General features: G+C 42.1%; 13 protein-coding genes. 7 read left to right on the top strand and 6 right to left on the bottom strand.

Annotation, left to right across the window (positions count from 1 at the left end):
- The 3 genes from COR50_RS13730 to COR50_RS13740 are packed head-to-tail and all read left to right on the top strand — an operon-like array spanning nucleotide 1 to nucleotide 1,513.
- Nucleotides 1-405, top strand: a complete 405-nt coding sequence (locus tag COR50_RS13730; RefSeq protein WP_098194514.1) for an OsmC family protein — start codon at nucleotides 1-3, stop codon at nucleotides 403-405.
- Nucleotides 389-619, top strand: a complete 231-nt coding sequence (locus COR50_RS13735; protein WP_098194515.1) for a (4Fe-4S)-binding protein — start codon at nucleotides 389-391, stop codon at nucleotides 617-619. Before COR50_RS13730 ends, COR50_RS13735 begins: the two co-directional genes overlap by 17 nt.
- Nucleotides 620-643: 24 nt before the next feature.
- Entirely contained in the window at nucleotides 644-1,513 is an 870-nt protein-coding gene (locus tag COR50_RS13740; protein WP_098194516.1) for a pirin family protein, read from the top strand.
- A 107-nt stretch (nucleotides 1,514-1,620) separates the two neighbouring features.
- Here the strand turns inward: COR50_RS13740 and COR50_RS13745 are convergent, their stop codons facing one another.
- Together COR50_RS13745 and COR50_RS13750 are read right to left on the bottom strand one after the other, a co-directional pair.
- Nucleotides 1,621-2,619, bottom strand: coding sequence for an NADP-dependent oxidoreductase (locus tag COR50_RS13745; RefSeq protein ID WP_098194517.1), 999 nt, complete (start codon nucleotides 2,617-2,619; stop codon nucleotides 1,621-1,623).
- A gap of 53 nt (nucleotides 2,620-2,672) precedes the next feature.
- Nucleotides 2,673-3,098 carry an organic hydroperoxide resistance protein gene (locus COR50_RS13750; RefSeq protein ID WP_098196240.1) on the bottom strand — a complete coding sequence of 142 codons (426 nt, stop codon included), beginning with the start codon at nucleotides 3,096-3,098 and terminating at the stop codon, nucleotides 2,673-2,675.
- Between the two features lie 400 nt (nucleotides 3,099-3,498).
- Here COR50_RS13750 and COR50_RS13755 point away from each other — a divergent pair, with 400 nt between their 5' ends.
- The 3 genes from COR50_RS13755 (at nucleotide 3,499) to COR50_RS13765 (ending at nucleotide 8,053) form a co-directional block, all read left to right on the top strand.
- Nucleotides 3,499-5,034, top strand: a complete 1,536-nt coding sequence (locus COR50_RS13755) for a M60 family metallopeptidase (RefSeq protein WP_157760839.1) — start codon at nucleotides 3,499-3,501, stop codon at nucleotides 5,032-5,034.
- 854 nt (nucleotides 5,035-5,888) lie between these two features.
- Nucleotides 5,889-7,106, top strand: coding sequence for a proline dehydrogenase family protein (locus COR50_RS13760; protein WP_098194519.1), 1,218 nt, complete (start codon nucleotides 5,889-5,891; stop codon nucleotides 7,104-7,106).
- 68 nt (nucleotides 7,107-7,174) lie between these two features.
- Nucleotides 7,175-8,053, top strand: a complete 879-nt coding sequence (locus tag COR50_RS13765; RefSeq protein WP_098194520.1) for an AraC family transcriptional regulator — start codon at nucleotides 7,175-7,177, stop codon at nucleotides 8,051-8,053.
- A 123-nt stretch (nucleotides 8,054-8,176) separates the two neighbouring features.
- On the opposite strand, the gene COR50_RS13770 is transcribed toward COR50_RS13765, so the two are convergent.
- From COR50_RS13770 to queG, 4 genes are all read right to left on the bottom strand, one after another.
- Nucleotides 8,177-8,614, bottom strand: a complete 438-nt coding sequence (locus tag COR50_RS13770; protein ID WP_098194521.1) for a MarR family winged helix-turn-helix transcriptional regulator — start codon at nucleotides 8,612-8,614, stop codon at nucleotides 8,177-8,179.
- 1,191 nt (nucleotides 8,615-9,805) lie between these two features.
- Nucleotides 9,806-10,204, bottom strand: a complete 399-nt coding sequence (locus COR50_RS13775; RefSeq protein ID WP_098194522.1) for a hypothetical protein — start codon at nucleotides 10,202-10,204, stop codon at nucleotides 9,806-9,808.
- A 217-nt stretch (nucleotides 10,205-10,421) separates the two neighbouring features.
- Entirely contained in the window at nucleotides 10,422-10,706 is a 285-nt protein-coding gene (locus tag COR50_RS13780; RefSeq protein ID WP_157760841.1) for a hypothetical protein, read from the bottom strand.
- 221 nt (nucleotides 10,707-10,927) lie between these two features.
- Nucleotides 10,928-11,872 carry a tRNA epoxyqueuosine(34) reductase QueG gene (gene queG, locus COR50_RS13785; protein ID WP_098194524.1) on the bottom strand — a complete coding sequence of 315 codons (945 nt, stop codon included), beginning with the start codon at nucleotides 11,870-11,872 and terminating at the stop codon, nucleotides 10,928-10,930.
- A 100-nt stretch (nucleotides 11,873-11,972) separates the two neighbouring features.
- Here queG and COR50_RS13790 point away from each other — a divergent pair, with 100 nt between their 5' ends.
- Entirely contained in the window at nucleotides 11,973-14,015 is a 2,043-nt protein-coding gene (locus COR50_RS13790; RefSeq protein ID WP_098194525.1) for a DUF3857 domain-containing protein, read from the top strand.
- Nucleotides 14,016-14,036 lie beyond the last annotated feature (21 nt).

A 14,036-nucleotide genomic window follows, 5' to 3' on the forward strand; every position in this document is an offset into this window, starting at 1 on the left:
ATGAATGCAACCGTCACTTTAGGGAATACAGATTTCGAAATGAATGCCGTAATGCGGCAACATGAAATATTACTAGATGAACCGGCAAAAGTTGGCGGTGGTGATACCGGGCCCGCATCTATGGAGTTGCTTTGCGCTGCCCTGGGCGCTTGCACCGTTGCGACGCTGAAGATGTATGTCAATAGGAAAGAATGGCCGGTGGGAGGAATCAGTGCAGAGGTAGAGAGAACCGCCACACCTAACTTGAAGCCGATCTTTACTTGCAATATTACGGTGAAAGGAGATTTTACCGGTGAGCAGTTGCAAAGGATGTTGAACATTGCAAACGCTTGCCCCGTTCATAAAGCCTTGGAAGGAAGCAATAAAATAATTACTAAATTAATCTTGGATGGAAACGAAGTTTGAATATACTAATGGTGAGGTGACCATCGTTTGGCAACCTAAGATCTGCCAACATACCGGCATTTGCGCTAGGGGCCTTCCGCAGGTTTTTCAACCGAGGGAGCGGCCATGGATTAAAATAGATGCTGCATCAACGGATGCTTTGATTGAGCAGGTAAAAAAATGCCCATCTGGAGCATTGAGTTTTTATATGAATAAAGACAAGCAGGATACTTAATCGTAAACTGTTCAGGAGTTTTTTATGAGCTTGCGAAACATACAGGCTATAGTACTTGCCAGCCTGAAAGATATGGACGGTGTACCGGTATGGCAAGGTTTTCCTACGGCACACCAGGATCGGATCGATCCATTTTTACTCTTGCATCACCTGCAAATGAAAGTGCCGGCCTACGTTTCACCCAGGCATGCAGGTGTGCCTCCACATCCTCACAGGGGCTTCTCCCCCGTAACATTCGTTTATAAAGGCGGCGTTCACCACCGGGATAGCCGGGGAAATAATAACACGGTTTACGAAGGTGGCACGCAGTGGTTAAATGCAGGCATGGGCATCATCCATAGTGAACGCCCCCCGGCGGATATCCAGGAAATCGGGGGTGAACAGGAGATGATACAATTGTGGGTAAATGTACCGATAGCCCATAAAATGGATCAACCTTCTTACTTTTCTTTAGATGCCGACGCTACGCCAACTGTCAAGACGGAAGATGGTTTAGCTACGATCAGGGTCGTAAGCGGTGATATCCTGGGAACCAAGGGCGCGATTCCTACGGTTACCCCTGTCAATACTGCCATGATATCAGCTAAAGCCGGGGCCAAATTAGCATGGGACTTTCCAAGGGATCACCAAGCTTTTCTGTACATCCTGGATGGGGCCTTGAAATTTACGAGCGGTGAAGAAGTAGGGCCATGGAATACAGTTGTATTCAAACAGGATGGAGAGGGCATCCAATTCGAAGTGAGCCGCGATGCCAGCTTGTTTTTTGCATCGGGGCTACCCATCCATGAGAAGGTAGTAGCCCATGGACCGTATGTCATGCATACGGAAACCGCGATCTTGGAAGCGATGAGGGATTTCCAGGTTGGCAAGATGGGAATATTGATTGAGGAATAATTTTCTATTTCCTGTTCATATTTCTTGATACGATATAATCTTCAATATCACGATGGGTAGTCTTCGAGGCAACCCATCGTGATACCAGGTATTGCCAGGTTGCCTTGTTAAATTTTTACCAGCATCTTGCCCTGGTTCTGGCCGCTGAATAAGCCGAGGAAGGCATCGGGTAGCTTTTCGAACCCTTCAACAATCGTTTCCGTATACACTAACTTACCTTCTTTGACCCAGGTACCTAATTGCTGGTATGCTTCACCGAAACGTTCCTGGTAATCGCTCACTATGAATCCCTTTATCAGGGCGCTCCGCGTTAAGATCATGGGTAAAATCCTGGGACCATTGCTAACGCCCGTCTCATTGTATAATGATATTTGGCCACAAAGAGCGATCCTCGCATGAAAATTGATATTCACGATGACCGCGTCAGTTATATCACCCCCGACGTTATCAAAATAAATATCCACGCCGTTTGTGGCCGCTTCCGCGATAGCCTGCCCCATGTCGGTAGTCGTTTTGTAATTGATGACCTGGTCGTAACCAAAATCATCTTTGAGCATGCTGGCCTTCTCATCCGAGCCGGCAATGCCGATCACGTTACAACCTTGGATCTTGGCTATTTGTCCTACGATAGTTCCCACTGCGCCGGCAGCCCCGGAGACCACCACGGTTTCTCCCGCTTTGGGTTTGCAGATATCCATTAAACCAAAATATGCTGTCAGCCCCGGCATTCCCAGTATCCCGAGATAATAACTTGGAGGTACGCCATTATCATCTAATTTTTTTACCATCTTTTCATGCGTGATAATGTAATTACACCAAGGCAACATACCTAGTACGGTATCCCCATTATCGATATGCTCACTCTTAGATTCCAGCACCTTGGCTACAATACCACCGGAGATAGGCTCATTTACTTCGTATGGCGGAACATAAGATTTAGCATCGTTCATCCTGCCCCTCATGTACGGGTCAACACTGATATATAATGGTTGAAGCAATAATTCACCCTCATTTAAGCTGGGTATTTCAAAATCTTCAAACCTGAAATTTGCTGCTGTTGGCATACCTTTAGGTCTGGATGCCAATACAATTTTTGTTGCTTTCATCGTTTAGTTTTTTCTGTTAGATTCAATAGGTAATAGAATTGGCCGGTATAACGTTACGCTACTTTTACGACCAGTTTGACCGCTATATTTCCGCGTGTTGCGTTAGAATAGGGACAAACCTGGTGTGCCTTTGCAACGAGTTCTTCGGCCAAATCCTGCTCTATGCCCGGTATCTCAGCTTCCAGCTCAACAGATAAGCCAAATCCCCCGTTATCGATTTTACCGATGCTCACGGAAGCGGTTACCTTTGTTGTGCCGGTTTTTATTTTCTGCATCCTGGTAACGTGGTTCAACGCGCTGTCGAAGCAAGCAGCATAACCCGCGGCAAACAGTTGTTCGGGGTTCGTATAAGCGCCACCGTTACCACCCATTTCTTTCGGTACCCTAACATCAAGATTCAGAATGCTGTCACTAGAACTAACATGTCCATCCCTTCCGCCTGTCGCAGTAGCATGGGCGGTATATAATTTTTGAAGCATACTTTGTTGCATTTACAGTTTATAATCTTATTTAAATATTGATTCAGCTTTGCATGTAACCGGGGTCGCTATCTTATAACAATTTTTCTACCAAATATTTCATTTATACCAGTCATTTTCCAGCTGCGGGCAATATAATTTGTACGGAACAGTTCATGTTGATCTATTTGAAGTTTATAATAAATTGATTACGAATTATTTGTGGGGATTGTTATACCCTGGCTTCATCATTATGCGCAGCTGAATTATTACGGGTGTCATTTGTACGCTTATAATTTTTCTCGACCTTTTCTCATATTGAAATAACCGGTTATACCCAGTTGCTATGATAGCAATGTCTTTCAAATTATTTTGTTGGGCAGAGAAAAGAATATATCAATCAATCTATACGCTACTTTTTATGAAAAGACTCACACTCGTTGCCGGTATTCTATTGGTAGGCACCGTATTGGTCCATGCACAAAGGAAATCCAAACAACAAGATACCTTGGCAAACTTCGTTATCACCCCGCAACAAACTTTGAAAAAAGATAGGGTAGAGCTCCGCAAGGAAATCCTGGAATGGTGCGAGGCACAAGCCAAGGAAACGGATGTAAAGAAAATTAAAGCGCAAGCTTCGGCTGCTTATTACCCCGGCGCGGTTGGAGAAGGGGCTGCCGTCATTAATAAAGTGGTGCATATCGACCATCGGAAGATAGCCGATGATTTAGTGCCGATCGTTTCCAGGTTGAGGTATTCGGGACCATGGAATGACAATCTTTATACTACCGGGCTGTATGCATTTGCCGGTAAACCTATCAGCATCGAGCTGCCGGCATCTTTAGTAGGTAAGGAAATCTCTATTCAAATCGGCTCGCATTCCGATAACTTGGGTTATTGGGTCGCAGGTAAAGAAGATTGGAGGAGGATGCCATTGATCGTGAAAAAGATGAAGGTTACCAAGCGGAAGTTCCAAATGGCTTCCCCTTTCGGCGGCTTAATTTATATCGCTAGTAATCCCAAGGAAGGAGATTGGTCGGGAGATATCAAGATTGGCGGCGCTACGGAAGCAGCCGTATATGTTTATGGCAAAACTACTGCTGAAGATTGGGCTGGTCAATTGCAACGTTCCAAGGCTCCATGGGTGGAATTGACGACAAGCAATATTATCCTAACCGTGCCCCGCGGCATCGTGGAAAACCTGGCTGACCCTGCAAAGGTGATGTCGATCTGGGATTTAATTATAAAAGGAGAGATGGAGCTGGCACAAATTCCTTTACCATTTTACCGCCCGCAAAGAATGGTAATCGATGAACATATCGGTGGCGGTTTTATGCATAGTGGTTACCCTATCATGATTCACCATTCGCCTTCCCGCGGCTTGTTATCGGCAGATATTATCGCGGATCCCACCAAGTTATTAATACCGAGCAAAGGGGGAGCCAACTGGGGTTTCTTCCACGAGATCGGGCATAATATGCAGAACTTGGATTGGGTATTTGGCGGCACTACAGAGGTAAGTTGCAATTTCTTCTCGCTATACATGTTTGATCGTTTGCTGGGTGGTCGTGATGGCGCACACAGTGGCATTTCAAATGAAACGACCCAGAAAATGATGCGCGAATATTTTACGAAAGGGGCAAATTATGATGATTGGAAAAGCAATCCTTTCCTTGGCCTGGTCATGTTCCGCCAATTGCAAGAAGCATTTGGCTGGGAATCTTTTAAATCGTTTTTCCGCAAATACCAGGCCCTGGCGGCAGCTGATCCGGAAGGTTCATACGTAAAGGGAGATGAAGCTAAAAGGGACTTGTGGGCCAGTACTTTCTCGGAAGTAACAGGTAAGAACATCGCGCCATTTTTCGAAGCATGGGGGATTCCTATATCCTCTGATGTGAAAGCTAGGCTCAGCAAATATCCTACTTGGATGCCATATAATTTTCCTTCTAGCTTGTAAAGTTAAGCTTCTTACCAGCTAGTGATAATTTTTTTTATAAGCGAGCCTCCATTTTACAACGTGAAATGGAGGCTCGCTTATTGAATACTAAGCGTAAATTTTTTAATTGTCAGTTTAGCTTTATAAACCTTGAACAAGTCTGAACGGCTGGGTTACGGAAAATTGTTAAATATATCCGTTGTTTTTATAATTCATTGTTATTTCATATTTCTAATAATCATTATTGTCCGACTAAATTTTAACCGGGGAGCAATTTGATCCCTCAATAGTTCGATTCGATGTTCATCTGCTCGTTTCTTGTACTTTTTTGTTTACCCAAAAAAGCACGAAAAAAGGGCATAAATTGGCCATCACGGCCGCCAATTTGATCGCTCGATCCGGCTTTTGTACTACTGTATGGCCAAGCTTCCCTTCGCTATCAACGGTGCGAAGTTCCACGGTTCTCTTGGCGGGGTAAACCCGGGTTTTGAACGTATCATCCTTCGCTTATGTCCTTGAGCAGGTAAGGAATCCAAGTAAATTTGATACAATTTTAGTCGGACAACAATGATTTCTAATTTAAAATATTTTATTAGTGCACTTACTTAATTTTTATTTATAAAATGAATTATATAGTCCAATGCTAAACAGATTTTGCAAATAGTTTTCCGGTATAGGAAGTCTTCGTATGTTTGCTTAAAATTATACAGTTTATAGTAATCATCAAACACCGAAACAATCCAGCTCCCTACCTTGGTAGGGGGCTTTTTTATACAAATTGTTGCTTAAATTATCCAAGAATTATCCATAATTGCCTGCTTCTTGGTGAAATGGACTTCCTTTCTAACATTTGCAAAAAATCTGCAAATTATTTCATGTCAAATCAACCAGTTCAGCTTTTTTCGGATACGGAAACAGCTTTTGCTTATAAATCGGATGCCGAATTAAAGAAAGCACGCTTCTTATTTAATATGATGGGGATGCCCAGCCTTGTAAAACTGGCCACGCGGTTTACTCCCTTGGCGATAGAATGGAACTTGCCGGTAAGGGGGCTACTACGTAAAACGATTTTCAAACAGTTCGTTGGGGGCGAGAACTTGCAAGAGGTAAGCGCCGTTGTGGATAAGCTGAATGATTTTAACGTGCAGGTAATTATGGATTACGGGGCTGAAGGAAAGGAATCTGAAGATGACTTCGAGAAAGTTACGCTAGAGTTTATTAAGCTACTGGAGTTTGCTTCAGGAAAATCCAACATTCCTTTTATCGGGATTAAAATTACCGGTTTTGCCCGTTTTGCCCTCCTTGAAAAACTCAACGATTGTATAAAGTTCGATCCTTCGATACAGGTCGATACCACTGTACTCAGCATCTCCGAATTGCAGGAATGGCAGCAGGTTTTGCTAAGGCTGGACAGGATTTGCAATAAAGCGGCAGCCTGTAAAGTAGGTGTACTCATCGATGCCGAGGAATCTTGGATTCAAAATACGATCGATGCATTGGCCTTGCAGGCTATGGCAAATTACAACCAGGGTTTCTGCGCCGTGTATAATACCTACCAAATGTACCGCCATGACCGCTTGTCATTCCTCGAAAGCAACTTGGCATGGGCCGGGACTAATAAGTTGATCCTCGGCGCCAAGGTTGTCCGTGGCGCTTACATGGAAAAGGAAAGGGCGCGGGCCATAGCCATGAACTACGAATCACCGATACAAGTAGACAAGCAGTCGAGTGACCGGGATTTTGACGCTGCTATTTTATTGGCGCTTCAAAATTTGGATCACTGCTCGATAATTATTGCATCCCATAATGAGGAAAGCGCTGCCATGGCCACTTCCGTGGTTGAAAAGCAGGGTGTATCCATACAGCATCCCCATATTCATTTCTCGCAATTATACGGGATGAGCGATCATCTTACGTTTAATTTGGCTAAAAAGGGCTGCAATGCCAGCAAGTATTTGCCATATGGACCGCTTGAAGACGTGGTACCCTACCTGATGCGCCGGGCACAGGAAAATAGTGCCGTATCCGGTGAAACAGGAAGGGAATTACAGCTAATTAACAAGGAAATCAACCGAAGGCTTGGCAAACAATAATTGTTAAAGGATAAACAAATATTATCCTGTATTTGGTCGGTTTCGGAAATATTGATTAATATTAGTTAGTGAAAGTCATTCAATTTACCGTGCCAATGTCTACCGATGATTCAGTCGTGGTAGAAGAAGACATCTTGCCAAATTTTTATAATTACTTGCACCGGCACAAAGAAATGCAGGTAACGTTGATCGTTAAAGGATCAGGCACCTTGATTGCTGGTAACTACACCCAGTCTTTCGAGCCGGGGAACGTGTATGTAATGGGAGCTAACCAGCCCCATATCTTTAAATCCGACCCGCTGCATTTTTTAAATATGAAAGATGACAATGCACATGCCATCCATATATTCTTTGACCACGAAAGGATTTTGAAGAACTTGCTACATCTGCAAGAAATGGAGTATATCAAGAAATTTCTTGATAAAACACAGCACGGGTTACAAGTGTTGGACTTACGGGTTCAAGATGAGTTGGCGCCTTTGATTAAGAAGGTGAGCAGTAGTTCCGGGTTTAATAGGTTGATGAGTTTCTTGCAATTATTACAACACTTTTCAAAAGAAATAAAAGAGTGGAAATCGTTATCCACCGGCTTTTCTAAATACTCTTTCCCTGATTCAGAGGGCATACGGATGAATGACATTTTCCAGTATACGATGGAGCATTACGATAAGCAAATCTCATTACAGCAGGTGGCCGCCATTGCACACATTACGCCGCATGCATTTTGTAAATATTTTAAAAAGCATACCCGCAAAACGTATATGGCATTCTTGAACGAGATCAGGATTAACGAGGCTTGCAAGAAAATTATTAGCGGGGACTTTTCAAGTATCGCGGGCATTGCTTATGCAACGGGCTTCAATAGCGCGATTAACTTCAACCGGGTATTCAAGAAAACTACGGGCTTGTCGCCGAGTGAATACATACGCTCATATAAAACCAGGTAGGCATCATATACACCAATTTTATATACAAAAGCCCATGGAACATGTATCCATGGGCTTTTCAATATGATGCAGGCAGTGCTGGTTAACTGCCGGTCGTTTAATTTTTGTAAAGGGGCGAATGAACTATTGTTCGCAGTTGTTGATGATCTTAATCAACAAATTATTCAGGTGCTCGACATCTTGAGATTTGATGCCTTTCAAAGCTACTTTACGGTTAGCTTTCATTACGGGTTGTAATTCTTTTAGCAAGTTCGCTGCCTGGTTAGTGATTGCAAGGTTGAACCTACGCCTGTCTGTTGCGTGGGCTGTTCTTTTCAACAATTTCTTTTGCACTAACAATTCGATCATACGGGTTACAGAAGCGTAATCCTTGTTGATCGTATTTGCAATTTGTTGCTGGGTAGCATCCGGGGCATCGTTAAACGCATTCAACACCATCCATTGATCGATCGTGATATCTACGTTGTGGGCTACCAATGATTGCTGGATCAATTGACGGTATTTTTTCATAGTCACATCGATCGTGTTGAACAGAATGTCGCTTGTTTTCTCTACTGCCATAACTAATATTTGACACAAATATAATTGATAAATAAAAAACTAGTCAAGTTAAAATCCTGTTAAGCCTACAATAATATTGATGATAGCTTATACAGGTTAACGAATGATTATGTGAAATTGCCCGCGCAGGTGGGCTGATCAGTTTTTTGCAGGGTATTGAGCTGAAGTTGGTGTTGTTGATTAGTTGTTATTCTCGAACAGCAATAAGCTGGCATGATCCAAATTTCAACAAAATTTTAACAATTGGTTTTGCATGGCCTAGCCAATACTTCCTGACTGTGCAAATGTACGTATAAACATGTAAACTTTCAGGCAGTTGAAAGTTTACGGGGTTTTGTACATCTAAAAAGTGGCAGCGCCGTGAACGGCGCTGCTATAAAAACCACCATTAAATAAAACAACATTGAATGGGTAAAACCTATATCTATGTTGAGTTTGTCGATGTTTTGAGATCATTCCATTACAAGTGGTTTGGTAGTTCTTGAGGAGTAGATTTAATAATTTCCAATTACATGAATGGTTACCATTTTATTTAAATGAATACCCATTTATATCCATAGTTTCTATATCAAGATAGTTTGCTTACAGTTTTATGACCCTGTAGGCGCACGTAGACAGCCGAATTTATTGGTATTGTCATGTATTGAGAACTTCATTGCTATGCTATGATTAGCAACATTGATAACAATGTCAGGCTTTAATTCGTGTTTCATAACAGATAGTTGGTTTTTGATTCCTCCAATTTTTTATAATAAGTATCAATTATTGTTTGTAGCAAAATATGAGTACGTTCCATTTATCTTTTAAAAAGATGGGGCCTATAAGATTATAGGCCCGCACATTACGTCTAACCTAATTTAAACCGTTTGAACGTGAGATGGATTACTCTTTCTACTTATAAATGTCTTTTTTTGAAATTATGGGTTATAAAAAAGTCAACTTTTTTTCAAAAAATTGAAAAAAAATCTTGATAAAACTGTCAAACATGCTGTAGTAAAGGGTTTGAACGAATGCCCAATTCTTTATATGAAAATGAAATATGGCTCTAGTGAATGTTTGAATTGACGCTAGTGAGTATTTAGATGGCCTTTTAAATAAAATGGGCATCCTGTAATGGCCATTAATTATTGCTGTCCATCAAATTATGAAGCTAATTGTCGCAAATAAACGTGGATGGGTAGGAAATCTTCTTTATTGCTTTACGAGGATCGTGTGATTAGGTGCAGCCGGGCCTTGTTGCCCATGTAATTGGCTTTGGGCCTCCAGGTTCCGCCAGGTTGCGTAACCGAAGAACCCTGCCATGCAGCTCGTCACGAGCAAAATTATGGCAACATATGTCAGCATTTTCATTTTTTGCTCTTCCTCCAGGTGGTTACTATCCACTTCCGGCAAGCTCATCGGGATGATAACGGCTTCCTGGTTTTTATTACTGCCCGTCGAATTTTTATGTATCGCGATGGCCCGCAGCAATTCCTGGATATTCTCATGTTTTTTCATGGATTCCTCGAATTGTATCAATTGCTCGGGGCTTAACGTTTCTAGAAATTCAGTTAAAATATTTCGTTCAACGGGGGTAGTTTTTGCTTGCATAATGGTTTCATTTGTATACTGTTCTCACGGTGTACGGTTAGACACTGTTTTTCCACGGTGCAATTCTAATAACAGTTTTGATACAGCCTTGGTTTATTTAATTGGCCGGTTTCGAGATAAAAATTTGGTTTTCAATTGTTTGTAAAAAAAATTAAAAACTGATTTTCCTCTCAATATATTTTTAATCAAATAAATATAAATAAATAAAATGGATATATTAAACTTCCCTGCTTTTTTTGCCAAGCCAAGATTCCCTGGTAATCATATGCGTACCTAGTATTTTTATACCGGATTCCGTGATAGGGCGCTTAATTTCTATCACGTTCGTTAATAACCCGGTAGCTGCTTGACCGGTATCGAATATGGGCTGGCGGATAACGCTTAGCGAGGAACTCGATAAACCGGACAAGTTAGGGTTAGTAAAAACGTCGCCTTGAACAAGGATTGGACTGCCGGGCAACTTCCCGTTGATCATTCCACCGTGATGACAATATTTGATCAAGTTTTCATTGATGGCAATTTGATGTTTTTACAAGTCATCTTTATATCCTTCCAACCTTTTCTTATGTATTAGAAAGATGCGTGGAGCTCGTGATATGTAGGTCCGCTTACCTAGTCGCTTGGGTGCCCATGCATTTCTTAGCGCCGAAGATGAAGAAGGTACAGGTGTAAATTTTGATAGGGTTTAACCCGGTAATGGTTTAAAAATGCACAGCAGCGCATTTAGCCTTTGCCGCTATTCTTAGTTTCGATAAATTTCAAATTCCGCCTGATACCTGCATACTTGCTTCTCTTCAGGGGTGATTTCTTGAAAATATTTTTAAACTCCTCTTCGGTTAAGGCTTCCCAATCACTGGTTGAAAAGTTCAATATTTCCGGGATAGGACGGAATGCTTCATCGCGGTGGGCCTTGGCAAACCTATTCCATGGACATACATCTTGGCATATATCGCATCCGAAGAACCAATCTTCGAATTTTCCTTGCATCGATCCCGGTATCAATTGTTCTTTAAGTTCTATCGTGAAATATGAAATACACTTGCTCCCGTCAACCACGCTAGGCGATACCAACGCGCCGGTAGGGCAGGCTTCGAGGCAGCGGGTGCAGCTGCCGCAATAGTCGCCCGTAGGTGCATCATATAAAAAAGGGACATCTACAATTAAAGTGGCAATAAAGAAAAATGAACCAGCTTGCTTATGTAATAGGTTCCCGTTTTTTCCAATCCAGCCCAAGCCGCTTCGCTGTGCCCAGCTTCGTTCCAGCACGGGGGCTGAATCTACGAAGCCCCTACCTTGTATATCACCTAACTTGGATCTTAATACTTGTAAAAAACTATTCAGCCGCTCTTTAATAATTTCATGGTAATCATTTCCATATGCATATTTTGCTACCTTGGGAGCCCCCGGTTGCTGGAATTGCGAAGGGTAATAATTGAGTAACAAAGTAATAACAGATTTTGCACCATCAACGAGCTTCCTGGGGTCAATGCGCTTGTCAAAATAGTTTTCCATGTACTTCATCCCTCCATGCATCCCTTTATGCAGCCAGTTTTCCAAGCGGAAGGCATCCCCGGTTAATTCCGCTGCCTGCGCTATCCCGCAATGATCAAAACCGAATGCTTTCGCTTGTTCTTTAACGAAAAGTGTATTTTTTTCTATGTTTAGCACCCCTACGACTTTTGTGTTAGATATGCCTAAAAATTAGTATCTTAAAATACTTTCTCTTATTTTTGGCAAAATTATCCCATTTAATTAATCAACCTATACTATGTTTCAGCAAAAAAATAGGATTGTTTGTTCCGTAATCCTTGTACTTACTATTTTGACTCTAAATGTTCATTCCCAGGATAATCCCGGTATTAAATTCGGTAAAGTAACGGCGAATGATTTAAAACAAAAAATTTACCCCGTTGATAGCTCTGCGAACGCCGTGGTCATAGCAGACGTTGCATCGGCTATTTACGATGGGGGCAATAACGGTTTCGAAGTGGTCTTTAAAAGGGAATGCCGCATTCATATTCTCAATAAGAACGGCTTCGATGAATCCACTATCGAGGTGCTTTTTTATAAAGGAGATACTGAATATGAAAAAGTATTGAATATCAGGGGTACGACTTACAACCTGGAAGGGGGAAAAGTGGTGACTACCAAGTTGGATAACGACCAGGTCTTTACCGATAAGTATAACAAGAACTACATGGTGAAGAAATTTACTTTACCGGCGGTAAAGGAAGGTTCTATTATCGAATTTAGTTATACCATCCGCTCGCCGTACTGGAATGAAATTCCTTCTTGGTCATTTCAAAAGGCTTCCGTTCCTACCTTGTGGAGCGAGTATAATGTTATGATCCCGCAGTATTTTGAATTTACTTTCCTAACGCAAGGTTATTTCCCTTTTCACCTGAGGGATTCCAAGAATGGAAGAAAGATGTTCCTCCTCCGCGATACCCGCGGGGCCGGTGCTTCCGATACCTACAGGGCAGACGCGGGCATCACCGAATACCGCTTTGTTATGAAGGATTTGCCGGCATTGAAGGTCGAAAGCTTTACAACAACGCCGATGAACCATATTTCGCAGATTTCCTTCCAGTTTTCTGGCACCCGCTGGCCCAACGAGGGCTTTAAACCGGTACGAACTACTTACAACAGCTTGATGGAAAGCCTGTTAAAATCAGACTATTACGGGGCCGACCTGTCGAAGGGTAATAATTACCTGGAAGACCAGTTGAAGGAATTGACCTGGAACGCGAAAGATAATCTTGAGAAGGCTAAGAATATTTACAAATACGTGAGGGACAATTATACTTGCACCAGCCATAGCGATTTGTATATCGACCGTTCTCTAAAGGAAATTTTTAGAAGTAAAAATGGAACCGTTACTGAGTTAAACCTTTTGTTGGTGGCCATGTTGCAAAAAGCCGGCTTCTTCTCGAATCCCGTCTTGCTCAGCACCAGGGCGCATGGTCGAACCTATGAATTATACCCGATCGTAGACAAATTCAACTATACAATTGCAGAACTCAAACTGGATAGCAATTATTACTACCTCGATGCCTCTTATGATCAACTCGGTTTCAATAAGTTGCCTCCCGAAGTTTACAACGGTCACGCCCGGATCGTGAGCGAAGGGGCAGAACCACTGGATTTTGATCCTAATAAATTGCTACAACAGAAACTTACGAATTTATTTATCGTGATCGGTAATGATGGAGCTATAAAAGGTTCGCTACAACAGATACCTTCATATTTTGAATCGCTTAAGCTCCGTCAAAATTCAAAGAAAGACGGGACGGAATCTATTGAGAAAATCTACAAAAAAGCTATCAGCGAAAAAGCTAGCCTGACGAAGTTCAAACTGGACAGGTTGCAGCAGTTGGATCAGCCATTATCAGTTTCTTTCGACTTTAGCGAGCCGGGAGAAGGGGGCGATATCATTTACTTAAACCCTATGTTCGGGGAAAGTTATAAAAGCAACCCTTTCAAATCTGAAAAGAGGTTTTACCCGGTAGAGATGGATTACGCGATCGATGAGAACTATACGATCAATATTACAATCCCCGAAGGGTACGAAATAGAAGAGGTGCCGAAGTCAACAATTGTTAAACTAAATGAAGCCGACGGTGTATTCCAATACCTCTTGCAAAAAGGCGATAATTATATACAGATGCGTTCCCGGATTAAGTTGAATAAAGCCAACTTTGCCCGTGAAGATTATGCCTCGCTACGCCAGTTCTTTGATGTAATCGTAAAAAAACACGCGGAACAAATCGTATTCAAGAAAAAAGAAGGCGCCGTTGCCGGTTCCATGTAAAGTAATTCCAGAAGAACGTAA

Origin of the sequence: Chitinophaga caeni (assembly GCF_002557795.1) — a bacterium.
In the GTDB taxonomy this organism is placed as follows: Bacteria; Bacteroidota; Bacteroidia; order Chitinophagales; family Chitinophagaceae; genus Chitinophaga; species Chitinophaga caeni.

Excerpts from the sequence above, each read along its gene's own strand:
- COR50_RS13745 (WP_098194517.1), bottom strand. The coding sequence starts at position 2,619 with ATGAAAGCAACAAAAATTGTATTGGCATCCAGACCTAAAGGTATGCCA.
- COR50_RS13740 (WP_098194516.1), top strand. The coding sequence starts at position 644 with ATGAGCTTGCGAAACATACAGGCTATAGTACTTGCCAGCCTGAAAGAT.
- COR50_RS13750 (WP_098196240.1), bottom strand. The coding sequence starts at position 3,098 with ATGCTTCAAAAATTATATACCGCCCATGCTACTGCGACAGGCGGAAGG.
- COR50_RS13730 (WP_098194514.1), top strand. The coding sequence starts at position 1 with ATGAATGCAACCGTCACTTTAGGGAATACAGATTTCGAAATGAATGCC.
- COR50_RS13760 (WP_098194519.1), top strand. The coding sequence starts at position 5,889 with ATGTCAAATCAACCAGTTCAGCTTTTTTCGGATACGGAAACAGCTTTT.
- COR50_RS13790 (WP_098194525.1), top strand. The coding sequence starts at position 11,973 with ATGTTTCAGCAAAAAAATAGGATTGTTTGTTCCGTAATCCTTGTACTT.
- COR50_RS13770 (WP_098194521.1), bottom strand. The coding sequence starts at position 8,614 with ATGGCAGTAGAGAAAACAAGCGACATTCTGTTCAACACGATCGATGTG.
- COR50_RS13755 (WP_157760839.1), top strand. The coding sequence starts at position 3,499 with ATGAAAAGACTCACACTCGTTGCCGGTATTCTATTGGTAGGCACCGTA.
- COR50_RS13735 (WP_098194515.1), top strand. The coding sequence starts at position 389 with ATGGAAACGAAGTTTGAATATACTAATGGTGAGGTGACCATCGTTTGG.
- COR50_RS13775 (WP_098194522.1), bottom strand. The coding sequence starts at position 10,204 with ATGCAAGCAAAAACTACCCCCGTTGAACGAAATATTTTAACTGAATTT.